The sequence below is a fragment of the Paracoccus angustae genome (assembly GCF_042648745.1).
Classification (GTDB): Bacteria; Pseudomonadota; Alphaproteobacteria; order Rhodobacterales; family Rhodobacteraceae; genus Paracoccus; species Paracoccus angustae.
Genome location: NZ_JBHRXY010000006.1, coordinates 34,936 through 60,474 on the forward strand (window position 1 = coordinate 34,936; position 25,539 = coordinate 60,474).

Sequence of the window (25,539 nt, forward strand, 5' to 3'; positions counted from 1 at the left end):
AAGATGGCGCGCTCGAAAATTTCGGCTTCCGTGATGGCGGCGGTTCTGGCGGGTCTGGTGCTGACGGGGTGTGACAGGGGCGGCCTTGCCGAATCCGACAAGCGCAACCTGGACCGCTTCACCGCCGAGGAAATCTACAAGCGCGGCGAGTTCGAGCTGGAAAACAGCCGCAAGCCCGAGGACGCGGTGTTCTATTTCTCCGAGGTCGAGCGGCTTTACCCTTATTCCGAATGGGCCAAGCGCGCGCTGATCATGCAGGCCTATTCCAACCACCGGGCCCAGAACTACGAGGAAGCGCGCGGCGCCGCGCAACGCTTCATCGACACCTATCCGGGCGACGAGGACGCGGCTTACGCCCAGTATCTGCTGGCCTTGTCCTATTACGACCAGATCGACGAGGTGGGCCGCGACCAGGGCCTGACCTTTCAGGCGCTGCAATCCCTGCGCACGGTGATCGAGCAATATCCCGACAGCGAATATGCCCGCAGCGCCATCCTGAAATTCGACCTGGCCTTCGACCATCTGGCCGCCAAGGAAATGGAGATCGGGCGCTATTACCTCAAGAAGGGGCATTACGCCGCCTCGATCAACCGTTTCCGCGTCGTGGTCGAGGAGTTTCAGACGACCGGCCAGACGCCCGAGGCGCTGCTGCGCCTGGTCGAGGCCTATCTGGCACTTGGCCTGACGGACGAGGCGCAGACGGCGGGGGCGATCCTGGGCTACAACTTCCAGTCCTCGCCGTTCTACCAGGACGCTTATGCCCAGCTGCGCGGACGCGGGCTGGCGCCCGAAGCGCGCGGCGACAACTGGCTGACGAACGTGTATCGCCAGATGATCCAGGGACGGTGGTTGTGAAGGTGGGGTGAAACCCCACCCTACGGGGACGGACCGATGCTGAGATCGCTGGACATCCGCAACATGCTGCTGATCGACCGGCTGGGCCTGGCCTTCGGTCCCGGCCTGAACGTGCTGACCGGCGAAACCGGCGCGGGCAAGTCGATCCTGCTGGATTGCCTGGGTTTCGTTCTGGGCTGGCGCGGCCGCGCGGATCTGGTGCGCCAGGGTGCGCAGCAGGGCGAGGTGACGGCGGTCTTCGACCTGCCTTCGGCCCATCCGGCCCGTGCCGTGCTGGCCGAGGCCGGGATCGAGCTGGAGGACGACGAGCTGATCCTGCGCCGCGTGAACGCGGGCGACGGGCGCAAGACCGGCTATGTGAACGACCGCCGCGTTTCGGGCGAGGTGTTGCGGCAGTTGTCGGACACCCTTGTCGAACTGCACGGCCAGCATGACGACCGCGGCCTGCTGAACCCGCGCGGCCATCGCGCGCTGCTGGACGCCTTCGGGGGCATTGATTTGGGTCCGGTGCGCGCGGCCTGGGCGGCCCGCCGCACGGCCCGGCGCGAGCTGGACGGGGCCGAGGCCCGCCTGACCGCCGCCCGGGCCGAGGAGGATTTCCTGCGCCACGCGGTCGCCGAACTGGACGAGCTGATGCCCGAGGCGGGCGAGGAGGCGGCGCTGGACACCCGCCGCCGCGCCATGCAGGGCGCCATCCGCATCCGCGAGGATGTGGCCCGCGCCTTGAAGATGCTGGGCGGCGAGGGGGCCGAGGGCGCGATGCTGGACGCGACCCGCTGGCTGGAAGGCGCATCCGACCGGGCCGAGGGGCGGCTGGACGAACCGCTGGCCGCTTTGTCCCGCGCCCTGGTCGAACTGGGCGAGGCGCATCGCGGGGTCGAGGACGCGCTGTTCGCGCTGGACGTGGATCCCGCCGCGCTGGAGGCGACCGAGGAGCGGCTGTTCGCCCTGCGGGCGCTTGCCCGCAAGCACAACGTTCTGGCCGACGACCTGGCCGGGCTGGCGGACGAGCTGCGCGGCCGCCTGGGCCAGATCGACGCGGGCGAGGCGCAGATCGCCGCCCTTCGCAGGCAGGTCGAGGACGCCGAGGCCCGTTATGACGCCGAAGCCGAGGAGGTGACGCGCACGCGCACCGAGGCCGCCGCCGCCCTGGACCGTGCCGTCACCGCCGAACTTGCGCCGCTCAAGATGGAACGGGCGGTGTTCCAGACGCTTGTGACGCCGGGCGAGCCTGGCCCGGATGGGCGCGACGACGTGGCCTTCACGGTGGCCACCAATCCCGGCGCGCCGGCGGGGGCGCTGGACAAGATCGCCTCGGGCGGCGAGCTGTCGCGCTTTCTGCTGGCGCTGAAGGTCTGTCTGGCGCGGGGCAACGATGCCCTTGTGCTGATCTTCGACGAGATCGACCGGGGCGTGGGCGGGGCGACCGCCGACGCCGTGGGGCGGCGGCTGAAACGGCTGTCCGAGGATGCGCAGGTTCTGGTTGTCACCCATTCGCCGCAGGTGGCGGCGCTTGGGGCCAACCATTTCCGGGTTTCGAAGTCGGTCCATGACGACATGACCACATCGACCGTCGCGGCCCTGTCGCCGCCCGAACGGGTCGAGGAGATCGCCCGGATGCTGTCGGGCGACCGCATCACCGATGCCGCCACGGGGGCGGCCCGGGCGCTGTTGCAGGGCTGACGCCCGTCAGGCGGTGATGAAATCGCGCACGAAGGGGGTCGCGGGCTTGGCGCGGATGTCGCCCGGCTTGCCGATCTGTTCGATCCGGCCCATGGACATCACCACCACCAGATCGGCCAGTTCCATCGCCTCGTCCTGGTCGTGGGTCACGAAAACCGTGGTCAGGCCGGTTTCGTCGTGGATGTCGCGCAGCCCCTGGCGCAGTTCCTTGCGCACCTTGGCGTCGAGCGCGCCGAAGGGTTCGTCCAGCAGCAGCATCCGCGGCTCGATCGCCAGGGCGCGGGCCAGGGCCGCGCGCTGGCGTTGGCCGCCCGACAGCTGCGTCGGATAGCGGTGGGCGATGTCCGGCAACTGGATCAGGTCCAGCAGCTTGGTCACGCGGCGCGCGATCTCGGCCCGGGGGGGACGCTGGCCGCGCGGGCGGGCGCGCAGGCCATAGGCGATGTTGTCGAACACCGTCATGTGCCGGAACAGCGCATAGCTTTGGAACACGAAACCCGCGCGGCGTTCCTGCACCGTCATCCCGGTCGCGTCCTGGCCGTTGAACAGCACGAGCCCCGAGGTGGGGAATTCCAGCCCCCCCAGGATGCGCAGCAGCGTTGTCTTGCCTGATCCCGACGGCCCCAGCAGCGCCACCAGCGCGCCCGAAGGGATGTTCAGCGACACGGGATGCAGCGCGGTGGTGCCGCCGAAGCTTTTGGCGATTTCGTCGATGTCGATATGCAAGGCGGCCTCCTCAGTGGCGGCGGATGGCGGCAAGCTGGTCGGCATGCGTGACCTCCAGCAGGGTTTTCAGAAGCAGCGTCACAAGCGCAAGCGCGGTCAGCAGCGCGGCCATCGAGAAGGCCGCGACGGACAGGTATTCGTTGTAAAGCATCTCGATGGTGATCGGCATGGTGGCGGTCTGGCCCCGGATCTTGCCCGACACCACCGCGACCGCGCCGAATTCGCCCATGGCCCGCGCGGTGCACAGCAGCGTTCCGTAAAGCAGCGCCCAGCGGATGTTGGGCAGCGTGACCGTGCGGAATGTCCGCCAGCCGGACGCGCCAAGCGTCAGGGCGGCCTCCTCCTCGTCCCGGCCTTGTTCTATCATCACGGGGATCAGCTCGCGCGCGACAAAGGGAAAGGTGACGAAAATCGTCGCCAGCACGATGCCGGGGATGGCGAAGACGATGGGCCAGCCATGGGCCACCAGCCAGCCGCCGATGGCGGAGTTGGCGCCGAACAGCAGCACGATGCACAGGCCCGCGACAACGGGGCTGACGCTGAACGGCAGGTCGATCAGGGTGATCAGGAAGGCCTTGCCGCGAAAGTCGAACTTGGTGATGAACCAGGCGGCCGCGATGCCGAAGGCCGCGTTCGCGGGCACGGCCACGGCGGTGATCATCAGCGTCAGCCGGATCGCCGAGCGGGCATCGCGGTTGCCCAGGGACTGCGCGGCGGCCAGCCAGCCGTCCTTCAGCGCCTCGGCAAAGACCACGGCCAAGGGGGCGAAGACCAGCACGGCCAGGCCCGCGACGACCACGGCGATCAGGACGATGCGCAGAAGCGGCGCTTCCTCGGTCGCGGCGCGGAAGGTCGGAAGGGCTGTGTCAGACATGTCCCATCCTCCTTCGGCTGACGATCTGGATCAGGTTGATCGCCAGAAGCATGACAAAGGAAATAACCAGCATGGCGATGCCGATGGCGGCCGCGGCGTCATAGTTGAACTCCTCGAGCTGGATCACGATCAGCAGCGGCGCGATTTCCGTGCGCAGGGGAATGTTGCCCGCGATGAAGATGACCGATCCGTATTCGCCGACCGCGCGGGCCAGGGCCAGGGCAAAGCCGGTCAGCGCGGCGGGCGTCAGCATCGGCAGGATCACGTGGCGCAGGGTGTAAGGGCGGGATGCGCCCAGGGTGGCCGATGCCTCCTCGACCTCCTGCTCGATCTCCTCGATCACCGGCTGGACGGTGCGGGCGACAAAGGGCAGGCCCACGAAGACCAGGGCGATGAAGATGCCCGTCTGCGTATAGGCGATCTTCCAGCCGATGTTCTGGGCCAGGCTGCCGAAGGCGCCGTTCGGGGCGTAAAGCGCGGTCAGCGCGATCCCCGCCACGGCGGTCGGCAGCGCGAAGGGCAGGTCCACGGCGGCGTCCAGCAACCGCCTGCCGGGAAAGCGGTAGCGGACCAGCACCCAGGCCAGCAGCACGCCGAAGACCAGGTTGAACAATGCCGCCAGCAGCGCCAGCTTGAAGGACAGATACAGCGAGGCCATGACGCGTTCGCGGCCCACGACCTCGAGGACGTTGGACAGGCCGAAACCCGCGCCCTTCAGAAGAAGGGCGCCGATGGGCAGCAGCACGACGATGGACAGCATCGCCAGCGTGACGCCCGCCGTCAGGCCGAGGCCGGGCATCGCCGTCTTGTGGACCAGGGGACGCGCGGCCATGGTCACTTGGCCGTGTAGATCTGGTCGAAGATGCCGCCGTCGCCGAAATGTTCGGGCTGCACCTTCTTCCATCCGCCGAAATCCTCGATGCCGACCAGATCCAGCTTGGGGAAGCGGGCCACATCGGCGGGGTCCGCGGCGCTGGCGTCCCAGGCACGGTAGAAGTGCTTGAAGGCAAGCGCCTGGCCTTCGGGCGAATACAGGAAGTCCAGATAGGCGGTGGCCAGCTCGCGCTGCGCGTCGCTGGCGATGTTGCCCTCGACAATGGCGACCGGGGGTTCGGCCAGCACGGACACCGAGGGCACCACGATGTCGAACTGATCCTCGCCGATCTCCTCAAGCGCCAGATAGGCCTCGTTTTCCCAGGCCAGCAGCACGTCGCCGATGCCGCGCTGCGCGAAGGTGGTGGTGGCGCCGCGCGCGCCGGTGTCCAGCACGGGCACATGGGTGTAAAGCTGGCCCACGAAGGCCTTGGGATCCTGGCCGTTCCTTTCCGCCCAGGCCCAGGCGGCCAGGTAATTCCAGCGCGCGCCGCCCGAGGTCTTGGGGTTCGGCGTGACGACCTCCACCCCTTCCTTCACCAGGTCGCCCCAGTCCCGGACGCCCTTGGGATTGCCTTCGCGCACCAGGAACACGATGGTCGAGGTGTAGGGGCTGGAATTGTGCGGCAGCTTCGACTGCCAGTCGGCGGGCAGCTTACCGGCTTCCGCGATCCTGTCGATGTCCGAGGCCAGGGCCAGCGTCACCACCTGCGCGTTCAGCCCGTCGATCACCGCGCGGGCCTGCGCGCCGGATCCGCCGTGGCTGGTTTCGATGGTGGGGGCCTCGTGGCCGTCGGCGGTCCATTGCTCGGCAAAGGCCGCGTTCACGTCGCGGTAAAGCTCTCGGGTGGGGTCGTAGCTGACGTTCAGCAGCGTTTCGGCCCGCACGGGGGCGGCCATCGCCAGGGCTAGCACAATGGCGGACAAGGGGGCGCCGATGCGGCTGGATTTCGTTCGGGACATGTAACCGTCTCCTGAAGGGATCTGTTATGGGTGGGTGCGGGTGGCAAGCGGCTCGATCCGGGCTTCCCACAGGGCAGGGTCGCGCCCTTCCAGCAGGGATGCCGCCGCCGCCCGGGGTTCCCGGCTCAACGCCAGAAAGGGGGCGCCGTCGACGCGCAGGACCAGACCGGTGCGGCGGTCGATCAGGCGCACCGAATAAAGGGGCGCCTTGGCACCGGTGGTCTGATCTTGGATCGTCATCTCGGTCGCTCCCTGACACGGCTGCTGCCATGCCACAAATAACGACAGGGAAAGTCGTCTTTATCAAGAGACGAGAAGGGTTGAAATTCATGCGCCGGAGAGAAGATCATTCTCTGCGCCAAGGGCGCGGAACGGATGGTCCCGCGCCCCGTTTGGGAATGTCAGGCGGGAAGAACCTTGTCCATCACCGTTCGCAGGCGGGCCAGGGTGCCGTCCACGTCCTTCAGCTTGTCCAGCCCGAACAGGCCCAGGCGGAAGGTGGAAAACCGGTCGCCCTCGTTCACGGCCAGCGGAACCCCCGCCGCGATCTGCATCCCTTCGGCCGCGAATTTCCGGCCGTTCTTGATGTCGGGATCGTCGGTATAGCTGACCACCACCCCCGGCGCGGCAAAGCCGGGCGCCGCGACCGACCGGATCCCTCGTTCGGCCAGCATGTCGCGCACCGCGTTGCCAAGGCGCCATTGCGCATCGTGCGCGGCGTCGAATCCCATTGCGCGGGTTTCCTCCATCGCATCGCGCAGGCCCAGCAGGGCGTCCGTTGGCATCGTGGCGTGATAAGCGTGGCCGTTGTCTTCATAGGCCGCCATGATCGCGCGCCATTTCTTCAGATCCAGGGCAAAGCTGTCGCTGTCCGTCTGCGCCAGCCGCTCGGCCCCCCGGTCCGACAGCATCACCAGCCCCGCGGCGGGCGAGGCCGACCACCCTTTCTGCGGAGCCGAGATCAGCACGTCCACGCCCGTGGCCGCCATGTCCACCCAGACCGCGCCCGAGGCGATGCAGTCCAGCACCATCAGGGCGCCGACCTGGTGCGCGGCGTCCGACAGGGCGCGGATGTAATCGTCGGGCAGGATCAGCCCGGCCGAGGTCTCGACATGCGGCGCAAAGACCGCGTCGGGCCGCGTTTCGCGGATCTTCGCCACCACCTCGTCCACGGGCGGGGGCGCATAGGCGGGCTGCGGCTCGTTGCCGGCGGGTCGGGCCATGACAACGGTGGTTTCGCGGGCGAAGCCGCCGGTGTCGAAGATCTGGCTCCAGCGATAGCTGAACCAGCCGTTGCGGACGATCAACGCGTGGCCGGTGCCGAACTGGCGGGCGACCGACTCCATCGCATAGGTGCCGCCGCCCGGCACGATGGCGACCTGCGCGGCGCCGTACACCTCGCGCAGGGTGGCGGACAGGTCGCGCATCACTTGCCCGAACCGCTGCGACATGTGGTTCAGCGAGCGGTCGGTGAAGACGACCGAGAATTCGTCCAGCCCGTTCGGGTCGATGTCGGGATGAAGGTGGGGCATCGCGTTCTCCTGTCCAAGCCGGGTGCAGCCTAGCCCTTGCCGCCGCGTCCTGCCAGACAGCCAAAGGCCGCAGGCTGGGCCGGGCCGGGCCGTGAATGTCCGGCCGCGCATCGCGGTCGAAAACAGGCCTGCCGGCGACGAACACCAGATCAGGCCTTGCAGGATGACCAGCGCAAATATCCGGGCATAACGGCGGTCGGGCGCGGTTTGCGGGATCGCCGCAAGAAACGCGTCCAGCCGGAAGCCGATGGCGAAGGGATCGGTCGGGGCCGTCAAGAGCCCCGCCAGAAACGGCTGCCTGCCGTTCAAAGCCCCGCGCAGGGCTGCGGGCGCGACCAGCATCGCAAGCCGAGCCAAATCAATACAGCCCCGCTGCCACGCGCAGACCCAGAAAAAGCTGGTAATTCCGGGCGATCAACGCGCCTGCGCGCAGCAACGCGATCCCGGCCCACAGCCCCGTCGCGGTGATCACGCCCGCCGCCGACGATCCGTCCCGCCAGGAGCCCGCGCTTGCCGCGCAGCAATCGCAAGGGTGTTGGGACCGGGCGTCATGGCCATGGCAAGATGCAGGCCCGATCTTAAGAGAATGTTACCGAGATAAGCCATGATAAACGGGCTTTGCATGACTGTTCATAATATAAAAAGCGCCTGTTTACCATTGATGGATGTTCCGTCGTATTCCCGGCTTGCGGGGTGGCCCAGCGGCATGGCCCCCCTTGCGGCCCCCCCGCCCGGACGACTACCTTCTGGCCGACAGCAACATCGCAGGTTTTTCATGCGCATCGGCATCCTTCAATGCGGCCAGGCGCCCGCCGAGTTGAAACAGGACATGGGCGATTATCCCGACATGTTCGTCCGGCTTCTGGACGGACGCGGCTTCGATTTCCGCACATGGCATGTCGAGGCGATGGAATTTCCCGCATCGGTGCAGGACGCCGACGGCTGGCTGCTGACCGGATCGCGCCACGGCGCGTACGAGGATCACGCCTTTATCCCGCCGCTGGAACGCTTCATCCGCGACGCCTACGACGCCGCCGTGCCGCTGGTCGGCATCTGCTTCGGCCACCAGATCATCGCGCAGGCGCTTGGCGGCACGGTGGTCAGACACCCGGACGGCTGGTCGGTGGGCACGCAGGATTACGACTTCGGCGGGGAAACGGTGCGGCTGAACGCCTGGCACCGGGACCAGGTGGTGGCGCTGCCCAGGGACGCGCAGGTTGCGGGACGCAGCGCCTTTTGCGAAAACGCCGCGCTGATCTATGGCGACCGCGCCTATACCGTGCAGGCCCACCCCGAGTTTTCGGACGACTTCATCCGGGGCCTGATGGACAAGCGCGGCCGGGGCGTCGTGCCGCAGCCGCTGCTGGACCGCGCCGCCCGCCGGATGGGCGAGCCGAAGGGATCGGCCCTTGTCGCCGACCGGATCGAGGCCTTTTTCAAGCAGCCCCGCGCCATCGCCAAGGGTGCCGCATGAGCGACTGGATCGACAGGCTGCCCCAGGCCGCCCGCGACTTCGTTGCCGGACGCCGTCTGGACGAGGTGGAATGCATCCTGGCCGACATCGCGGGCGTTGCGCGCGGCAAGGCCATGCCCGCGTCGAAATTCGCCCGCCAGGACAAGTTCTATCTGCCGAACTCGATCTTTCTCCAGACGATCACGGGGGAATGGGCCGACAACCCGGCCGGGGCCTTTACCGAGCCCGACATGATCCTGACCCCGGATTTCAGCACCGCGACCGCCGCGCCCTGGACCGCGGACTGGACGCTGCAAGTCATCCACGACGCCATCGACCAGCAGGGCAACCCGGTGCCCATCGCCCCGCGCAACGTGCTGAAGCGGGTCGTGGATCTTTATCGGCAGCGCGGCTGGAAGCCCGTCGTCGCGCCCGAGATGGAGTTCTTTCTGGTCGCCCGCAACATCGACCCGAACCAGCCGATCATTCCGCCGATGGGCCGCACCGGCAGGCGGGCGGCGGCCAAGCAGGCTTATTCGATGTCGGCGGTGGACGAATACGGCAAGGTCATCGACGACATCTACGACTTCGCCGAGGCGCAGGGATTCGAGATCGACGGCATCCTGCAAGAAGGCGGGGCAGGTCAGGTCGAGATCAACCTGAACCACGGCGACCCGGTGGCCCTTGCCGACGAGATCTTCTATTTCAAGCGGCTCATCCGCGAGGCCGCGCTGCGCCACGACTGTTTCGCCACCTTCATGGCCAAGCCGATCGAGGGTGAACCCGGCAGCGCCATGCACATCCACCATTCGGTGATCGACGTGGCGACCGGGCAGAACCTGTTTTCCGACGACAAGGGCCGCGAAACGCCGCAGTTCCTGCACTTCATCGCCGGGATGCAGAAGCACCTGCCCGCCGCCGTTGCGCTGCTGGCGCCCTATGTGAACAGCTACCGCCGCTATGTCCCCGACTTCGCGGCGCCCATCAACCTGGAATGGGGCCGCGACAACCGCACCACCGGGCTGCGCGTGCCGATCTCGTCCCCCGAGGCGCGGCGGGTGGAAAACCGGCTGGCGGGCATGGATTGCAACCCTTATCTGGGCATCGCCGCCAGCCTGGCCTGCGGATACCTGGGCCTGGTCGAGGGCGAGAATCCCCGCGGCGAATGCCTGGGCGACGCCTATATGTCGTCGCAGGACGAACTGCCCTACAACCTAGGCGACGCGCTGGACATCATGTCCGAAAGCGCGCCGATGCGCAGCGTCCTGGGCGAGGATTTCACCGCCGTCTACGAATCCGTGAAACGCAACGAATACAAGGAATTCCTGCAAGTCATCAGCCCCTGGGAACGCGAACACCTGCTGCTGAACGTATGAAGCTGCTTTATGCCAACGACCGGCGGGGGGAATATCCCCCCAGCGTTTACGCCGACACCTGCGCCCCGTTGGTCCGCTTTCCGCCGCTGAAGGGGGAAACGCGGGCCGACGTGGCGGTGATCGGCGCGGGCTACACGGGCCTTTCCGCCGCGCTGCATCTGGCGCGGGCGGGGCGCGAGGTGGTGCTGGTCGATGCGCAGCGGGTGGGGTTCGGCGCGTCGGGGCGCAACGGCGGGCAGATCGGATCGGGCCAGCGGCAAGAGGTGGACTGGCTGGAGCGCCGGTTCGGCCGCGACACCGCCCGTCGGTTGTGGGCGCTGGCCGAGGATGCGAAGGCGCTTGTCCGGTTGCTGGCGGAAGAAAGCGGCGTGCCGATCCGCCCCGGCGTGGCCCATGCCTGCCGCACCGGCCCCGAGGTCGAACACGGCGCCCGCATGGCCGCGCATCTGGCGGCGCATTACGGCTATGACAAGGTGCAGCCGCTGGACCGGGACGCCTTGGCTGCGCATCTGGGCAGCCAAGCCTATGCGGGCGGCGACGTGGACTGGGGCGCGGGCCATGTCCATCCGCTGGCCCTGGCTCTTGGCATGGCGCGGCTGGCGCTGGCCGCAGGGGTGCGCGTCCACGAGGGCACCCATGTCCACCGGATCGAACATGGCGCGGCCACGGCCAAGACCCGCGTGTTGTGCGACACCGGCCGGATCGTCTGCGATCATGCGATCCTGGCGGGGAACGGCTATCAGGGACGGCTGGACGCCAAGATCGCCGCGCGCGTCATGCCGATCAACAACTACATCGTCGCGACCGAGCCGCTTGGCGACCGCTTTCCCGAGATCCTGCCCCTCCATACCGCCGCCGCCGACACCAAGTTCGTGGTGAACTACTGGCGGCTCGACGACGACCGCCGCCTGATCTTCGGCGGGGGGGAAAACGCGACCTACCGCTTTCCCAAGGACATCGCGGCGCTGGTGCGCCCGCATCTGCTGTCGGTTTATCCGCAGCTCGACGGGACGCGGCTGACCCATGCCTGGGGCGGCACGCTGGCGATCACCATGAACCGGATGCCGCATTTCGCCCGGCCCGCACCGAACTGCCTGTCGGCGGGCGGTTACAGCGGACACGGGGTGGCGATGGCAACCCTGGCGGGCAGGCTGATGGCCGATGCGGTGGCCGGGCAGGGGGACGGCTTCGACGCCATGGCCGCGATCCCGGCGCGGCCCTTTCCCGGCGGGTCGATGCTGCGCAGTCCCCTGCTGGTGGCGGGCATGGCCTGGTACGGGTTGCGCGACCGGCTGGGGTTCTAGCGCCCCGCGGCGATCCGCTGGCGTTGCAGGGCCGAATCGCGGTCCGTCACGCCCAAAAGGCCGGACACCAGCCGGATCGCCGTTTCCTCGTTCGCGGCGCGGTGGTTGTCGGCCAGCGAGATTTCCCACATCGCGCCGACAATGGCGGCCCGGTCGTCCAGCGAAACGCGGTCCTTGATCAGCCGCGTGAAGCGGACGGTGTCGGGGGCCTCGGCCTCGATCATCTCGGCCACGGAACGCCGCTCGGCCGCGTCGGCCAGCCCCAACCCGTGCATCCGGGCCAGCACCTGGTCGATGCGCCGCCGTTCGGCGATGTTGTAATGATCGTCCGCCCGCGCCACGCGCACCAGCAGGGCCGCAACCGCGATCTCGGCATCCTCCGTCGCCAGCGGCTTCGGATCGGGTGCTTCCTCGAACAAGCGGCTCAGGAGATTGCGGAACATGGGACCATTCTAGACCTTCGACGCGATCATTCAAGGATTAAGGGTGGAGCCATCTTTTGTTAAACCGGACGTTGACGATCAGTATTTCTGCGGCACATACAGCTCGCGCGACAGCACGTCCCGCTCGTAGTCCGGGTTGAAGACGCGGTCGGGCAAGGTCACCTCCTCGTGGGGGACGTCGCCATAGGGGATCAGGCTCAGCAGGTGGCTCATGCAGTTCAGGCGCGCGCGCTTCTTGTCGTTGGCGGGCACGATGTACCAGGGCGCCTCGGGAATGTTGGTATGTTCCAGCATGTCCTCCTTGGCCTTGGTATAGGCTTCCCAGCGGACACGGGATTGCAGATCCATGGGCGACAGCTTCCACTGCTTCAGGGGATCGTGGATGCGCATCAGAAAGCGCAGCTGCTGTTCCTCGTCGGTGATGGAGAACCAGTATTTCACCAGCCGGATCCCCGACCGGACCAGCATCCGCTCGAACTCGGGCACGTCCAGGAAGAACTGGTCCACCTGCTGCTCGGTCGCAAAGCCCATCACGCGTTCCACGCCCGCGCGGTTGTACCAGCTTCGGTCGAACAGCACGATCTCGCCGCCCGCGGGCAGGTGGGGGACGTAGCGCTGGAAATACCATTGGGTCTTTTCGCGGTCGGACGGGGCGGGCAGGGCCACGGTGCGCACCACGCGCGGATTGAGCCGCTGCGTGATGCGCTTGATCGCGCCGCCCTTGCCCGCGCTGTCGCGGCCCTCGAAGATCACCACGACCTTTTCCTTGGTATGGGCCACCCAGTCCTGCAACTTGATCAGTTCCGCCTGGAGCCGCAGAAGCTCGCGGAAATACAGCTTGCGGTCCATCTCGTCGGGCCGCTTTTCGCGATAGATGCGGCGGATCTCCTCGGACAGGGCGGCGTCTTCCAGCTCGATCTCGTAATCCTCGTCCAGAGTTTCCAGAAGCTCGGCTTCCAGCCAATCCTTGGGTTCTTGGTTCATGGTCCACTCCGGCTGTGCAAAGCTTCGTCTAAGGTCCGAACGTAACGGATTTGCGGCAGTCCCGTGTTCCCGCAACGGCGGGTCAGCGGCCGAAACGCGCCGCGCAGGCCGGGGTGACGGCCAGCACGAAGTCGGCGCGTCCGCCGTCCACGGTGCCGCACCACTGGCCCGTGACGGTGAACAGGCTGCGCGTGCCCGTGGCCGGGCGATAGGCGACGCGGCGGCCGGTCACGTCGAACAGGTTCAGCACGCCGCCGGGGTTGCGGGCGTAATAGCCCAGAACGCCCCCGTCCGCGGTGATGATCAGCCGCCCTTCGTTGTCGGGGTTCGAAGGGCGGTTCTGCCAGGTGGTCGCCGCATTGGCCGGATTGCCCGAGGAATTCCAGGCCGCGTTGGGCGAATTGGCGGGGCTGGCCGGGTTGTTAGACGGATGGCCCGGGCCTAGGTCGAAGGGCAGGCGCGTCTGGTCCAGCACGATCAGCGGCGCGTCGGCCCTGGCCGCGCCGGCGGCCAGAACAAGGGCGATCGCGGCGGAAATGCGGCGCATCTCAGTCCTGCGCGGGCGGATCGGGGCGTTCCGGCCGGATGCGCATGTTCTCGGGCAGAGCGGCCGATCCCTCGGCCCGGTCGCGGTGCAGGGCGGCGCGGGCCAGCATCATCAGCGTCACGGGCGTGGTCACCACGATGCAAAGGCCGATCACGAATTCATGGATCACCGCCCGCCCCTCGATCACGCTGAACATCAGGGCGGATGCGATGATGATCCCGCCCGTTCCCCAGCTGGTCGCCAGCGTGGGCGCATGAAGGCGATCATAAAAACTGCTCAGCCGCGCGAATCCAAGCGCGCCGATCAGCGTCAGGGTCGAACCCAGGACCACCAGGATGGCGACCGGAACGGCGACCCACAGGGGAACGGCCTGAAGCGGGCTCATTCGATCACCTCGCCGCGGAACAGGAACTTGGCCAGCGCGACCGAGGTGACAAAGCCCATGATGGAAATCACCGTCGCCGCCTCGAAGAAGAAGGCGGTGCCAAGTTGCATTCCGGTGACCAGGAACAGCAGCATGATCGACACATACAGCGCGTCCAGCGCCAGCACCCGGTCCTGCGCGCGCGGGCCGCGCAGGATCCGCGTGCCGACCAGGCAGCCCGCCAGCGCAAGGGCCACCTGGGCATAGCCCAGGGCGATGGTCAGGATCGTCGCGCTCATTCAAAGATCTCCATCAGCATGGGTTCGTAGATCTGGCCGATCATCTCGCGGTAATGATCCTCTTGCGCGGCATCGAAGATGTGCAGCGTCAGCGTGCCCGTCTCGACGACATATTCAAGCCAGGCGGTGCCGGGCGTCGCGGTCAGGATGATCGCCAGAACGGCCAGGGCGTTCTCGTCGGTCAGCGTCAGGGGAACCTGGATAAAAGCCGACCGGCGCCTGCCGCGGCCTTCGGTCAGCAGCAGGCCCGCGATGTGGATGTTCGACCGGACGATGTCGCGGAACAGCGTCACCGCCATCCGGGGAATGACGCGCCAGCGCCGGATGCGGGGCTTGGCCGGATGCAGCGCCGAATAGGCCCGGCCCGCGACCAGCGACAACGCCGTGCCGAGGATCAGGTAGCCCAGAGAAAAGCGCGTCAGCATCAGCCACAGCACCACCAGCGAGACCGACAGCACGGGGTGGGGGACCAGCCTTGTCACGGTTGGGCGCCTTCCTGTTCCTCGGGGCGGTCGGCGACGCGGGGGGTCGCGAAGACGCCATAGGCATAGGCGACCGTGTCATGCAGCGCGGCGGCGGTGCCCCCGGTATAGCGCAGCATCGCCTCGGCCTTGAAGCTGGTAAAGGCCAGAACGACCAGCAGCCCGACCACCGGGGCGATCTCCAGCGCCAGCACGCGGGGCAGGGCCGAATCGCCGGCCCAGAAGGTCTGGATGCCGATCCGCGCCATGCCGATCAGCGTGGCGAAGCCCGACACGATCAGCAGCGCGATAAAGGCCCAGGCCAGGCCCGCGGGCAGGGCGGTCTGCGCGATCAGCGCCTGCACCATCGCCAGCTTGCCGACAAAGCCCGGCAGCGGCGGCAGCCCCGCCAGCATCAGCACGCAAAGCGCGAAGCAGATGCCCAGCACCGTCATCGCCGGCAGCGCCAGGCCCGCGTCCGGCACCTCGTCCAGGTCGGTGTCGTCCAGGCCATAGGCGTCGGCGGTCAGCGCCAGCATCGCGGCGATGCCGCCATCCTCGCGGTTCATCGGCTCGATCAGCAGAAACAGCGCGCCCGTCGCCAGGACCGATCCGATCAGATAGTAAAGCGCCCCCGACAGCATCGCCGGACCGCCGCCCGCCAGGGCAAAGCCGGTGATGCCCAGAACGGTCCCCGACGAGATCAGCACCGAATGCGCGGCCATCCGCCCCAGGCCCTGCGAGGACAGCACGCCCAGCAGCCCGAACAGCACCGTGGCCATTCCCAGGATGATCAGGATGGCGGCGCCGAAGCCCGCCGAGGCCCCGCCGGTTTCGCCGAACAGCAGCATCGACAGGCGCAGGATCGCGTAAACGCCGACCTTTGTCATGATCGCGAACATGGCGCCGACCGGCGCGGCGGCCGCCATGTAGGCCGTGGGCAGCCAGAAGGACAGCGGCCAACTGCCCGCCTTGACCAGAAAGGCCACGGCCAACACGGCCGCGCCCGCGTGCAGCAGCGGCCGGTCCTCGACCGAGACGGCCGAGACGAGGTTCGCCAGATGCGCCATGTTCAGCGTGCCGGTGACGCCGTAGATCAGGCTGACCCCGATCAGGAACAGCAGCGAGGCGGCCAGGTTGATCGCGATGTAGTGCATCCCCGCCCGCACCCGCAACTGCCCCGAGCCGTGCAGCAGCAGGCCATAGGACGCGGCCAGCAGGATTTCAAAGAACACGAACAGGTTGAACAGGTCGCCGGTCAGAAAGGCGCCGTTCAGGCCCATCAGCAGGAACTGGAACAGGGAATAGTAATGCGGGCCCTGCCTGCTCCAGCCCGCATGGGCGTAGACCAGCGACGGGATCGCCAGAAGCGCGGTCAGCACCAGCATCATCGCGGCCAGCCGGTCCAGCACCAGCACGATCCCGTAGGGCGCGGCCCAGTCCCCCAGCAGATAGAAGCTGATGCCTTCCGCATCGCCGATGTCCCCGCCGGTCTTGGCGCGGACCACCAGTTCCACCGCGATCAGCAGCTGCGCGGCGGCCGACAGGACCGACAGCCAGAACTTCGCCTCGCGCCGTTGCCGGTCGTCGTAAAGCAGCATAAGGGCGCCGGTGACGAAGGGGATCAGGATCGGCGCGATGATCAGGTGTTCGTCCATCACTGGCTGCGCTCCTTCCCGTCAACATGGTCGGTGCCCGTCATCCCGCGCGAGGCGATCATCACCACCAGAAACAGCGCCGTGGTGGCGAAGCTGATGACGATGGCCGTCAGGACCAGGGCCTGCGGCACGGGGTCGGCGTAAAGCGTGGGATCGACAAAGCCGCCCTTGGGCATGATCGGCGGCGCGCCCGGCGTCAGGCGGCCCATCGAGAAGATGAACAGGTTGACCGCATAGGACAGCAGGCACAGCCCGATAACCACCTGGAAGCTGCGCGGGCGCAGCACCAGCCAGATGCCGGACGCCGACAGGATGCCGATGGCGGCGGACAGGATGATCTCCATCAGGCGGCCTCCTTGCGGGGAACTTCGTCCTGCTCGCGCCTGCGGCTGGCGCGCAGCGACTGGTGGGCGATGGCGACCAGCATCAGCACCACCGCGCCCATCACGGTCGCAAAGACGCCGATGTCGAACAGCATCGCGGTGGCCGCCGGAACGTCGCCCACAAGCGGAACATGGACATAGCGCGCATGCGCGGTCAGAAAGGGATAGCCGAACAGCCAGGCCCCCATGCCGGTCGCGCCCGCGATCAGCAGGCCGATGCCCATCCAGCGGATCGGCAGAACCGTGATGCGCGATTCGACCCAGCGGACATTGGTGCCGATATATTGGATCAGGAACGCGATCGCGAGCGTCACGCCCGCCGCGAAGCCCCCGCCCGGCAGGTCGTGGCCGCGAAAGAAGAAATAGCCCGCGACCATGATCAGCACCGGGAACATCCAGACCATGATGACCGAGGGGACGTAAAGATAGTCGTCCAGCGAGGGGCTGCCGTCCACGGTCTGCTGGTCGGGCGCGGCGATGCTTTCGGGGGCGGGTCGGAACCGGCGCAGCAGCGCGTAAACGGTCAGCGCGACGATCGCCAGAACCGCGATCTCGCCGAAGGTGTCGAAGGCGCGGAAATCGACAAGGATGACGTTCACGACATTGGTGCCGCCGCCCTCGTAATAGGCATTGCCCAGAAACCAGTCGCCGACATTGGCGATCAGCGGCCGCGTCATCAGCGCGAAGGCGATGGCCGCGATGCCAAGCCCGCCGGCGACCGCGATCACCAGGTCGCGCCCGCGCCGGATCTTGGCGGGCAAAAGCTTGTCCTCGGCGATCTCGGACCGGCGCTTGGGCAGCCAGCGCAGGCCAAGAAGCAGCAGCACGGTGGTCGCCACCTCGACCAGCAGCTGCGTCAGCGCCAGGTCGGGGGACGAGAACCAGGCGAATGTCAGGCAGGTCACGACCCCCGCGCCGCCCAGCAGGACAAGGGCGGCGAAGCGGTGATACTTGGCCTGCCAGGCGGCGCCCACGGCGCAGGCCGCGCCCACCAGCCACAAAAGCGCGAAGGCCGGGTTCGGCGCGTGAAGCCGCAGGTCGGGCGCGAAGGTCAGCCCCCCCCACAGCGACCCGCCGGCCACCGCGATGGCCGTCAGCACCAGCAGGCGAAGCTGGGGCTGCAAGGCCTCGGTCGAAAGCCAGCGCAGCGCAAGGCGCGGCAGCCGCCAGGTCAGGCGGAACAGGATCCAGTCGTAGATCCGCTGTCCCCGGATGCGGTGCAGCAGAGGGGGGCCTTCTGGCCCCTGCGGAATGGATTTCGCGCTGAAGGCATAGATCAGCGTGCCCACGGCCAGGGCGATCAGGCTGAGCATCAGGGGCGCGTTGACCCCGTGCCAGACGGCGATCTTGTAATAGGGCATGTCGGCCCCCGCGACCGAGCGGGCGGCGGTGTTGATGATCGGCCCCAGCGTCAGCGCCGGGAAGACGCCCACCAGCAGGCAGATGAACACCAGCAGCTCGACCGGGCGGCGCATCCAGGCGGGGGGTTCGTGGGGGGGCTTGGGCAGGTCGGTGGCGGGCGGGCCGAAGAACACGGTGGCGATGAAGCGCAGCGAATAGGCGACCGACAGGCTGCTGCCGACAATGGCGAAATAGGGCAGGGCGTTGTCCAGCCAGGTGCCGTTGTGCCAGTCCACCGCCTCGGCCAGGAACATTTCCTTGGACAGGAACCCGTTCAGCAGCGGCACCCCCGCCATGGCCGAGGCCGCGACGATCGCCAGCAGCGCGGTAAAGGGCATCGGCCGGAACAGCCCGGACAGGCGGCGCATGTCGCGCGTGCCGGTTTCATGGTCGATGATGCCCGCGGCCATGAACAAGGACGCCTTGAAGACCGCGTGGTTGCAGATGTGAAAGATCGCGGCCAGGATCGCCACCGGCCCGCCGATCCCGGCTAGCGCCGTGATCAGGCCCAGGTGGCTGATCGTGGAATAGGCCAGCAATCCTTTCAGGTCGTGGCGGTACAGCGCCACCGCCGCGCCCAGGACCAGCGTGACGCAGCCCGCGCCGGTGACGGTGAAGAACCAGGCCTCGGTCCCGCCCAGGACGGGCGAAAAGCGGACCAGCAGGAACACGCCCGCCTTCACCATGGTCGCGGAATGCAGGAAGGCCGATACCGGCGTGGGGGCGGCCATGGCGCCGGGCAGCCAGAAATGGAACGGGAACTGCGCCGACTTGGTGAAGGCCCCCATCAGAAACAGCGCCAGCATCGGGCCGTAAAGGGGATGGGCGCGCACCCGGTCGCCCGCCCGCAGGATCATCCCCAGGTCATAGCTGCCCGCGGCATGGCCCAGCATCAGCATCGCCACCAGCAGGCACAGTCCGCCAAGCGCGGTGATGATCAGCGCCGTCCGCGCCCCGTCCCGCGCCGCCGCGCCCTGGTGCCAGAAGCCGATCAGCAGAAAGGACATAAAGGAGGTGAGTTCCCAGAAGACCACCATCACCAGCACGTTGCCCGAGATCAGGATGCCCTGCATGGCCCCGGTGAAGGCCAGCAGCAGCGCATAAAAGCGCGGCAGGCTGTCGCTTTCGGCCATGTAGTAGCGCGCGTAGATCACCACCAGCAGGCCGATGGACAGAACCAGCGTGGCGAACAGCCAGGCAAAGCCGTCCATCCGCAGCGCCATGTTCATGCCGAGCGAGGGCACCCATTCCAGGCTGGCGCGCAGGACGGCGCCCGCCTGGATGCCGGGCAGGAAACCGGCCAGAACCGCCAGCCCCGCCGCCATGGACAGGGCCGACAGCCAGGTCGAGGCCCCGCGCGCGGTCGGCGGCAGGGTCAGCAGGATCAGCGAAGTCGCGAAGGGAAGGCAGGCCAGCAACAGGAACAGATTGTGTTCGGCCATGCTTGCCTTGCCCTCACCCTTTGGATCACTGCGTCACGGTCCCCGCGCATGGCGGCGCGGATCCGGTTCCGGGATTTTCGGGAACAAGCGGCGCCAGGCGTTCGGGGGTTTGAAACCGAATGCCTTTCGCCCCGTCCAAGATCAAGGCTGGATCGTCGGCAAAGGCCAGTTTTTTCCAACTTTTTCGTGACTCGGCCTTCAGGGGATGCCTGGGCCGCGGCGGATTGCCCCGGCATCGAACCGGGACGGGCCGCCGGTCGTTGAGGCACGGCCCGCGCGCCGTCAGACCTCGACCTCGATCGGACCCAAGGGGTGGGAACAGCAGGCGAGGATATAGCCTTCCTCGATGTCGTCGTCGCTGATGCCGCCGTTGTGGACCATGTGCACCTCGCCCGAGATCTTCCTGATTCGGCAGGTGCCGCACAGGCCGAAGGTGCAGCCCGAGGGGATGTTCAGCCCCGACCGCTTGGCGACGGCCAGAACGGTGTCGGTTTCCGCGCAGGGGGCGGTGACGCCGCTGCCGACAAAGGTGATCTGGGCCTTGGCGCCTTCCTCGGGGGCGATGTCCTCGATGACGGGGGCGTCGGCCTCGGTCCTGATGGGGGCGCCGAAGCTTTCCTGGTGGTAATGATCCATGTCGAAGCCCAACGACACCAGCATGTCGCGCACCGACTGCATGAAGGGCTCCGGCCCGCAGCAGAAGACCTCCCGCTCCAGGTAATCGGGGGCCATCAGGCCCAGCATGATCTGGTTCAGCCGCCCTTGATAGCCGGTCCAGGCGGTGAAGGGGTCGTTTTCCTCGACCGTGAAGCGCAGTTGCAGGCCGGGCACGCGGTCGGCGAACTGTTCCAGGCGGCGGCGGAAGATGATGTCGGACGGGGTGCGGGCGGCGTGAACAAAGACGATGTCCGGCATCTCGCCCGAATCCCATGCCCAGGTGGTCATGGACATCATCGGCGTGACGCCCGACCCGGCCGAAATGAACAGGTGCTTCTTGGCCGGATGGCGGTGGCTGGAAAAGATCCCCGACGGGCCATAGGCCTTGATCCGCATCCCCGGGTGCAGATGATCCAGCATCCAGCGGGTCGCCAAGGACGTGCGCTGCGCCTTGACCGTGACCGAGATCGACAGCGGCCGCGACGGGCTGGAGCTGATCGTGTAGGTCCGCTGCACGTTGCCGGACGGCAGGGGCAGATCCAGCGTGACGAACTGCCCCGGCTGGTAATCGAACCACGCCCCCGACGGCGCCCGGAAGGTGAAGGTGGCGGCGTCCGCGGTTTCCGGCACCACCATCGCGCATTCCAGAAGCTCGTCGTCGGACCACGGCTCGGCGGCCCAGTTCAGGCGTGGTTTCTTCATCGGATCCTTACTCCGCCGCGACGCTTGCCGGGGTCAGGCGGCGGGACATCAGCCCGCAATACCAGTCGATCAGGTGGATGACGCCGGCTTCCTGCGTCGGCGAGTAGGGTCCGGGCTGATAGGCGGGCGACAGGATGCCGCGCTGGTTTTCCTCGACCACCCGGCGGTCCTCGTCGTTGGTGGCCAGCCACACCTCGGTCAGCTTTTGCAGGTCGTAGTCCACGCCCTCGACCGCGTCCTTGTGGACCAGCCACTTGGTCGTGACCTCGGTTTCGGTGGGGCTGATCGGCAGGATGCGGAAGACGATCGCGTGGTCGGGCAGGAAGTGGTTCCAGGACGACGGGAAGTGATAGAACATCAGGCTGCCGGCGTCGTTCCAGGGAATCGTGCCCATCCGCCGCGACACCGCGGCCTTGCCCGACATGGTGAAGCTTTCCTGGTTGTCCATCAGCGGCACGCGGGCCATGCGCCACTGCATGTCGGGCGCGTTGGTGAAGCGGGACGGCAGGTTTGCGGCGTCGCAGCGCGCCCAATGGTCCAGGATCTCGGGGCTGGCGGAATTCGGCCCTTCCATCACCGTCATCAGCGGGTCGTCGGAATAGGTCCGGCACAGCGAGGGGTGCGAGCCGCCGCAGTGGTAGCACTCGCGGTTGTTTTCCATCACCAGCTTCCAGTTGCCCTTCTCGATGATGGTCGAGGAAAAGGCGATCTTGCTGTCCGCGATGGCCGAGGGCAGCACAAAGCGCGTCAGGTTGGCGGCCAGGTCGTTGATGGCCGGCGGGATCTGCGCCAGGCAGATGAAGACCATGCCGCCCAGATCGACGCAATGGACCGGCTTCAGGCCATACTTGCTGGCGTCAAAGCCTTCGCCCATGTCGCGGGCGTACAGCAGCTTGCCGTCCAGGTCATAGGTCCACTGATGATAGGGACAGACCAGCTTCGGATTGGACCCGTTCGTTTTGGCGCAAAGCCGCTGGCCGCGGTGGCGGCAAACGTTGTGGAAGGCGCGAATGCGCCCGTCGCCGCCGCGCACCACGATCACCGGATAGGCGCCCACGTTCAGCGTGACGAAATTGCCGGTCTTGGGGATCTCGCACGAGGGCAGCGCGAAAAGCCATTCGCGGTACCAGATCTGATCCAGGTCGTCTTGGAAGGCCTGCTCGCCGCAATACAACTCGCGGGGCAGGGAAAAGCCGGGGACGCGTTCTGCGATCAGGCTGGCGGTCGAGGTCGTGTTCATGTCTGGACCCATGGAGGTGCTGGCTGCTATGGGGTGCAAATTAGCCGCATTGTGGCGGGGGCGTGGCAAAATTGCGACCTTGCAGGGCGCGATTGAGACATGGCCGGACGCGGCGCGAAGATTTGCGGCGGCAGGTCGTGCCGCAAAAGCAACAGCGATGTTTTTCATGCGCGCCGGAAACCGAATCGGCTGTCAACATGTTGACGCGGTATTGGCAAATATGGCTAGATGATGTGGTGAAGCCCCTTGCGGTTGTCGATGTGCAACAGCTAAGAGGGTGGCCGGACCGCGCAGGAACGAAGCCCTTTGCAAGCCCGTGGCTTGCGGGGCAGTCTGACCCGGAGGTCCGGGGCCAAGGCTGGCCGTGACAGGAAAACGACACCGGGCAGCAGGCCTGACAGAGCGGTTGGGGGGACGTGCCCCGCGGCCTGTCCGACCCTGCCCAAAGCTGAAGGAGCAGTGGGCATGACCATCACCGTTTATTCCAAACCCGCCTGCGTGCAATGCACCGCGACGACGCGCGCCCTCGATGCGCGCGGCTTGTCCTATGACGTGATCGACCTGACCGAGGATGCGCAGGCGATGGAGCGCGTGATGGCGCTTGGCTATCGCCAGGCCCCCGTGGTGATCGCCGGGGAATCGCATTGGGCGGGCTTTCGGCCCGACATGATCGGCCGGCTGGCCTGATCGGCCATGGCGGCATGCGGGGCATGGCGGGGTGAAACCCCATCCTACGGGCTGGTCTTCTATTCCTCGGCCTCGGGCAACACGGCGCGCTTTGTCGCGCGGTTGGGCCTGCCCGCGCTGCGGATCCCGATCCGGCCCGCCGATCCGATGCCGGTGCCGGAGGCGCCCTTTGTGCTGATCTGCCCGACCTATGCCGACGGGCAGGGACGCGGCGCGGTGCCCAAGCCCGTGATCCATTTCCTGAACGACCCCCGCCGCCGCGCCGGCCTGCGGGGGGTGATCGGCTCGGGAAACCGCAATTTCGGCGCGACCTATGCGCTGTCGGCCCGCGTCATCGCGGAAAAATGCAATGTCCCCGTCTTGTGGCGGTTCGAGCTGGCGGGGACGGACACAGATATTCAAAAGGTCCGCGCGGGCCTTCATCAATTCCGGGGGATGGAATGCTTGACGGTCTGAAACCAGAGCTGGACTACCACGCGCTGAACGCGATGCTGAACCTGTACGACGCCGACGGGCGCATCCGGTTCGACGCCGACCGCATGGCGGCGCGCCAGTATTTCCTGCAACACGTGAACCAGAACACCGTCTTCTTCCACAACCTGGACGAGAAGCTGCGCTATCTGGTGGACGAGGGCTATTACGAGGCCGAGGTTCTTGACCAGTATTCCCGCAACTTCCAGCGCGCCATCTGGGACGCGGCCTACGAACGCAAGTTCCGCTTTCCGACCTTTCTGGGCGCGTTCAAGTACTATACCAGCTACACGCTGAAGACCCGCGACGGGCAGCGCTATCTGGAACGCTACGAGGACCGCGTGGTCATGGTCGCCCTGACGCTCGCGCGCGGGGACGAGGCGCTGGCCATGCGCTTCATGGAGGAGATGCTGTCGGGCCGCTTCCAGCCCGCCACGCCGACCTTCCTGAACGCGGGCAAGAAATCGCGCGGCGAGCTGATCTCGTGCTTCCTTTTGCGGGTCGAGGACAACATGGAGTCCATCGGCCGGTCGATCAATTCCGCCCTGCAACTGTCCAAGCGAGGCGGCGGCGTGGCCTTGATGCTGACCAACCTGAGGGAAGCCGGGGCGCCGATCAAGGGCATCGAGAACCAGTCGTCGGGCGTGATCCCGGTGATGAAGCTGCTGGAAGACAGCTTCAGCTATGCCAACCAGCTTGGCGCGCGGCAGGGGGCGGGGGCGGTTTACCTCAACGCCCACCACCCCGACATCATGCGCTTCCTGGACACCAAGCGCGAGAACGCGGACGAGAAGATCCGCATCAAGACGCTGAGCCTTGGCGTGGTGATCCCCGACATCACCTTCGAGCTGGCCAAGAAGAACGCCGACATGTACCTGTTCTCGCCCCATGACGTGCAGAAGGTCTATGGGGTGCCGTTCTCGGACATTTCCGTGACCGAGAAATACGCCGAGATGGTCGACGACAAGCGCATCAAGAAGCGCAAGATCAACGCGCGCGAGTTCTTCCAGACCATCGCGGAAATCCAGTTCGAATCCGGCTATCCCTACATTATGTTCGAGGACACGGTGAACCGCGCCAATCCCGTGCATGGCCGCATCGCCATGTCGAACCTGTGCAGCGAGATCCTGCAAGTGAACGAGGCCAGCGAGTTCAACGAGGATCTGAGCTATTCGCACCTGGGCACTGATATTTCATGCAATCTGGGTTCGCTGAACATCGCGGCCACCATGGACGGCCCGGACTTCGGCGGCACGGTCGAGGCCGCCATCCGCGCGCTGACCGCCGTGTCCGAGATGTCGGCCATCGACGCGGTTCCGTCGATCCGGCGCGGCAATGACGAGGCCCATGCCGTGGGCCTGGGCCAGATGAACCTGCACGGCTTCCTGGCCCGCGAGCGGATCCACTATGGCAGCCCCGAGGGGGTCGAGTTCACATCGGTCTATTTCGCCGCGGTGGCCTTTCACGCGATCCGCGCGTCGAACCTTCTGGCGCAGGAGCACGGCCGGACCTTCAAGGACTTCGAAAAGTCGAAATACGCGGACGGGACGTTCTTCGACAAGTACACGGACCGCGACTGGCTGCCCACGCTGCCGGACGTGGGGCGGGTCTTCGAAGGGGTGACGCTGCCCACGCGCGACGACTGGGCCGCGCTCAAGGCCGCCGTGATGAGGCACGGGCTGTACAACCGCAACCTGCAAGCCGTGCCGCCGACCGGATCGATCAGCTATATCAACAACTCGACCAGTTCGATCCACCCGATCGTGTCCAAGATCGAGATCCGCAAGGAAGGCAAGATCGGCCGCGTCTATTACCCTGCGGCCTTCATGTCGAACGACAACCTGGACTATTACCGCGACGCCTACGAGATCGGCCCCGAGGCGATCATCGACACCTATGCCGCCGCGACCGAGCATGTGGACCAGGGCCTGAGCCTTACGCTGTTCTTCCCGGCCGAAGCCACGACCCGCGACATCAACCGCGCGCAGATTTACGCGTGGAAGAAGGGCATCAAGACGATCTACTACATCCGCCTGCGCCAGACCGCGCTGGAGGGGACCGAGGTCCAGGGCTGCGTGTCCTGCACGTTGTAACGGCTGTCGCGCCGGGGGTTTCACACCCCCGGACCCCCGTGGGATATTTATGCAAAGATGAAAGGGGT

At 66.8% G+C, this 25,539-nt stretch carries 25 protein-coding genes; 8 read left to right on the forward strand and 17 right to left on the reverse strand.

Annotated elements, in window-relative coordinates:
• The first annotated feature begins 3 nt into the window (after positions 1 to 3).
• Together ACFOM8_RS09615 and recN are read left to right on the forward strand one after the other, a co-directional pair.
• Positions 4 to 855 (forward strand): outer membrane protein assembly factor BamD, encoded by an 852-nt coding sequence (locus ACFOM8_RS09615; protein ID WP_377761139.1) that lies wholly within the window; start codon positions 4 to 6, stop codon positions 853 to 855.
• Between the two features lie 36 nt (positions 856 to 891).
• Positions 892 to 2,538, forward strand: coding sequence for a DNA repair protein RecN (gene recN / locus ACFOM8_RS09620; protein WP_377761140.1), 1,647 nt, complete (start codon positions 892 to 894; stop codon positions 2,536 to 2,538).
• Positions 2,539 to 2,544: 6 nt separating this feature from the next.
• On the opposite strand, the gene ACFOM8_RS09625 is transcribed toward recN, so the two are convergent.
• The 6 genes from ACFOM8_RS09625 to ACFOM8_RS09650 all read right to left on the reverse strand — a co-directional run bounded on the left by ACFOM8_RS09625 (position 2,545) and on the right by ACFOM8_RS09650 (position 7,506).
• Positions 2,545 to 3,264 (reverse strand): sulfate/molybdate ABC transporter ATP-binding protein, encoded by a 720-nt coding sequence (locus ACFOM8_RS09625; RefSeq protein ID WP_377761300.1) that lies wholly within the window; start codon positions 3,262 to 3,264, stop codon positions 2,545 to 2,547.
• A 10-nt stretch (positions 3,265 to 3,274) separates the two neighbouring features.
• On the reverse strand, positions 3,275 to 4,138 hold the full coding sequence (cysW, locus tag ACFOM8_RS09630; RefSeq protein ID WP_377761141.1) for a sulfate ABC transporter permease subunit CysW: 864 nt from the start codon (positions 4,136 to 4,138) through the stop codon (positions 3,275 to 3,277).
• Positions 4,131 to 4,970 (reverse strand): sulfate ABC transporter permease subunit CysT, encoded by an 840-nt coding sequence (cysT, locus tag ACFOM8_RS09635; protein WP_377761142.1) that lies wholly within the window; start codon positions 4,968 to 4,970, stop codon positions 4,131 to 4,133. The genes cysW and cysT overlap by 8 nt, the downstream gene beginning before the upstream one ends.
• A gap of 2 nt (positions 4,971 to 4,972) precedes the next feature.
• Entirely contained in the window at positions 4,973 to 5,974 is a 1,002-nt protein-coding gene (locus tag ACFOM8_RS09640; RefSeq protein WP_377761143.1) for a sulfate ABC transporter substrate-binding protein, read from the reverse strand.
• 24 nt (positions 5,975 to 5,998) lie between these two features.
• Positions 5,999 to 6,214 (reverse strand): hypothetical protein, encoded by a 216-nt coding sequence (locus ACFOM8_RS09645; protein WP_377761144.1) that lies wholly within the window; start codon positions 6,212 to 6,214, stop codon positions 5,999 to 6,001.
• 161 nt (positions 6,215 to 6,375) lie between these two features.
• The gene (locus tag ACFOM8_RS09650; RefSeq protein ID WP_377761301.1) at positions 6,376 to 7,506 is read right to left on the reverse strand and encodes an aminotransferase class V-fold PLP-dependent enzyme; all 1,131 of its coding nucleotides are present in this window, start codon (positions 7,504 to 7,506) and stop codon (positions 6,376 to 6,378) included.
• 775 nt (positions 7,507 to 8,281) lie between these two features.
• Between ACFOM8_RS09650 and ACFOM8_RS09655 the strand changes: the two genes are divergently transcribed.
• The 3 genes from ACFOM8_RS09655 to ACFOM8_RS09665 are packed head-to-tail and all read left to right on the forward strand — an operon-like array spanning position 8,282 to position 11,639.
• Positions 8,282 to 8,980: a type 1 glutamine amidotransferase gene (locus tag ACFOM8_RS09655; protein WP_377761145.1), complete on the forward strand. Its 699-nt coding sequence runs from the start codon at positions 8,282 to 8,284 to the stop codon at positions 8,978 to 8,980.
• Positions 8,977 to 10,335 (forward strand): glutamine synthetase family protein, encoded by a 1,359-nt coding sequence (locus tag ACFOM8_RS09660; RefSeq protein WP_377761146.1) that lies wholly within the window; start codon positions 8,977 to 8,979, stop codon positions 10,333 to 10,335. Before ACFOM8_RS09655 ends, ACFOM8_RS09660 begins: the two co-directional genes overlap by 4 nt.
• The gene (locus ACFOM8_RS09665; protein WP_377761147.1) at positions 10,332 to 11,639 is read left to right on the forward strand and encodes an NAD(P)/FAD-dependent oxidoreductase; all 1,308 of its coding nucleotides are present in this window, start codon (positions 10,332 to 10,334) and stop codon (positions 11,637 to 11,639) included. The genes ACFOM8_RS09660 and ACFOM8_RS09665 overlap by 4 nt, the downstream gene beginning before the upstream one ends.
• Here ACFOM8_RS09665 and ACFOM8_RS09670 read toward each other — a convergent pair.
• The 11 genes from ACFOM8_RS09670 to ACFOM8_RS09720 form a co-directional block, all read right to left on the reverse strand.
• Positions 11,636 to 12,082, reverse strand: a complete 447-nt coding sequence (locus ACFOM8_RS09670) for a tellurite resistance TerB family protein (RefSeq protein WP_377761148.1) — start codon at positions 12,080 to 12,082, stop codon at positions 11,636 to 11,638. The genes ACFOM8_RS09665 and ACFOM8_RS09670 overlap by 4 nt on opposite strands.
• Before the next feature lie 78 nt (positions 12,083 to 12,160).
• The gene (ppk2, locus tag ACFOM8_RS09675; RefSeq protein ID WP_377761149.1) at positions 12,161 to 13,066 is read right to left on the reverse strand and encodes a polyphosphate kinase 2; all 906 of its coding nucleotides are present in this window, start codon (positions 13,064 to 13,066) and stop codon (positions 12,161 to 12,163) included.
• Positions 13,067 to 13,148: 82 nt separating this feature from the next.
• Positions 13,149 to 13,613 (reverse strand): hypothetical protein, encoded by a 465-nt coding sequence (locus ACFOM8_RS09680; RefSeq protein ID WP_377761150.1) that lies wholly within the window; start codon positions 13,611 to 13,613, stop codon positions 13,149 to 13,151.
• A 1-nt stretch (position 13,614) separates the two neighbouring features.
• Entirely contained in the window at positions 13,615 to 13,998 is a 384-nt protein-coding gene (mnhG, locus tag ACFOM8_RS09685; RefSeq protein WP_377761151.1) for a monovalent cation/H(+) antiporter subunit G, read from the reverse strand.
• Positions 13,995 to 14,276: a K+/H+ antiporter subunit F gene (locus ACFOM8_RS09690; RefSeq protein WP_377761152.1), complete on the reverse strand. Its 282-nt coding sequence runs from the start codon at positions 14,274 to 14,276 to the stop codon at positions 13,995 to 13,997. The genes mnhG and ACFOM8_RS09690 overlap by 4 nt, the downstream gene beginning before the upstream one ends.
• The gene (locus ACFOM8_RS09695) at positions 14,273 to 14,758 is read right to left on the reverse strand and encodes a Na+/H+ antiporter subunit E (protein WP_377761153.1); all 486 of its coding nucleotides are present in this window, start codon (positions 14,756 to 14,758) and stop codon (positions 14,273 to 14,275) included. Before ACFOM8_RS09695 ends, ACFOM8_RS09690 begins: the two co-directional genes overlap by 4 nt.
• Positions 14,755 to 16,398: a monovalent cation/H+ antiporter subunit D gene (locus ACFOM8_RS09700; protein WP_377761154.1), complete on the reverse strand. Its 1,644-nt coding sequence runs from the start codon at positions 16,396 to 16,398 to the stop codon at positions 14,755 to 14,757. Before ACFOM8_RS09700 ends, ACFOM8_RS09695 begins: the two co-directional genes overlap by 4 nt.
• Positions 16,395 to 16,739, reverse strand: coding sequence for a Na+/H+ antiporter subunit C (locus tag ACFOM8_RS09705; protein WP_377761155.1), 345 nt, complete (start codon positions 16,737 to 16,739; stop codon positions 16,395 to 16,397). Before ACFOM8_RS09705 ends, ACFOM8_RS09700 begins: the two co-directional genes overlap by 4 nt.
• Positions 16,739 to 19,621 carry a monovalent cation/H+ antiporter subunit A gene (locus ACFOM8_RS09710; protein WP_377761156.1) on the reverse strand — a complete coding sequence of 961 codons (2,883 nt, stop codon included), beginning with the start codon at positions 19,619 to 19,621 and terminating at the stop codon, positions 16,739 to 16,741. Before ACFOM8_RS09710 ends, ACFOM8_RS09705 begins: the two co-directional genes overlap by 1 nt.
• Before the next feature lie 282 nt (positions 19,622 to 19,903).
• Positions 19,904 to 20,980, reverse strand: coding sequence for a 2Fe-2S iron-sulfur cluster-binding protein (locus ACFOM8_RS09715; protein ID WP_377761157.1), 1,077 nt, complete (start codon positions 20,978 to 20,980; stop codon positions 19,904 to 19,906).
• A gap of 7 nt (positions 20,981 to 20,987) precedes the next feature.
• Positions 20,988 to 22,220, reverse strand: a complete 1,233-nt coding sequence (locus tag ACFOM8_RS09720; protein ID WP_377761158.1) for an aromatic ring-hydroxylating oxygenase subunit alpha — start codon at positions 22,218 to 22,220, stop codon at positions 20,988 to 20,990.
• A 465-nt stretch (positions 22,221 to 22,685) separates the two neighbouring features.
• Between ACFOM8_RS09720 and nrdH the strand changes: the two genes are divergently transcribed.
• Genes nrdH through nrdE form a run of 3 tightly spaced genes read left to right on the forward strand, consistent with a single transcriptional unit; the run spans position 22,686 to position 25,471 of the window.
• Positions 22,686 to 22,907, forward strand: a complete 222-nt coding sequence (gene nrdH / locus ACFOM8_RS09725; protein WP_377761159.1) for a glutaredoxin-like protein NrdH — start codon at positions 22,686 to 22,688, stop codon at positions 22,905 to 22,907.
• Positions 22,908 to 22,913: 6 nt separating this feature from the next.
• Positions 22,914 to 23,363, forward strand: a complete 450-nt coding sequence (nrdI, locus tag ACFOM8_RS09730; protein ID WP_377761160.1) for a class Ib ribonucleoside-diphosphate reductase assembly flavoprotein NrdI — start codon at positions 22,914 to 22,916, stop codon at positions 23,361 to 23,363.
• A complete protein-coding gene (gene nrdE / locus ACFOM8_RS09735; protein ID WP_377761161.1) occupies positions 23,348 to 25,471 on the forward strand; it encodes a class 1b ribonucleoside-diphosphate reductase subunit alpha in 2,124 nt (707 codons plus the stop codon). The genes nrdI and nrdE overlap by 16 nt, the downstream gene beginning before the upstream one ends.
• Positions 25,472 to 25,539 lie beyond the last annotated feature (68 nt).